This window comes from Kocuria sp. NBRC 114282 (assembly GCF_030268385.1).
GTDB lineage: Bacteria > Actinomycetota > Actinomycetes > Actinomycetales > Micrococcaceae > Kocuria > Kocuria palustris.
The window spans coordinates 1-253 of record NZ_BSQO01000051.1; the positions used below are offsets into that span (position 1 = coordinate 1).

1 rRNA gene is annotated in these 253 nt (G+C 57.7%); it reads right to left on the reverse strand.

Annotated elements, in window-relative coordinates:
- Positions 1-52, reverse strand: a 5S ribosomal RNA gene (gene rrf / locus QSJ40_RS12915); the annotation flags it as partial.
- Between the last annotated feature and the right edge of the window lie 201 nt (positions 53-253).

The window sequence follows — 253 nt, forward strand, 5'->3', positions numbered from 1 at the left end:
CTTCCGGGTTCGGGATGGGACCGGGCGTTTCCCTCACGCTATAACCACCGCAAACCTGCCACCACCACACACCGCAGTGCGCGTGGAAACCTGTTCACGAACCTACCACCCACCACCACCAACCCCGCGAACGGGAACCAGATGGTTGTGGGACGGTGTTGTTCCAAAACCGTACAGTGGACGCGAAACACGCTGCTATTCACACCCCCAAAAAAGGGGGCTGCAAGACATGTTGTGTGTGTGAAGATCATCG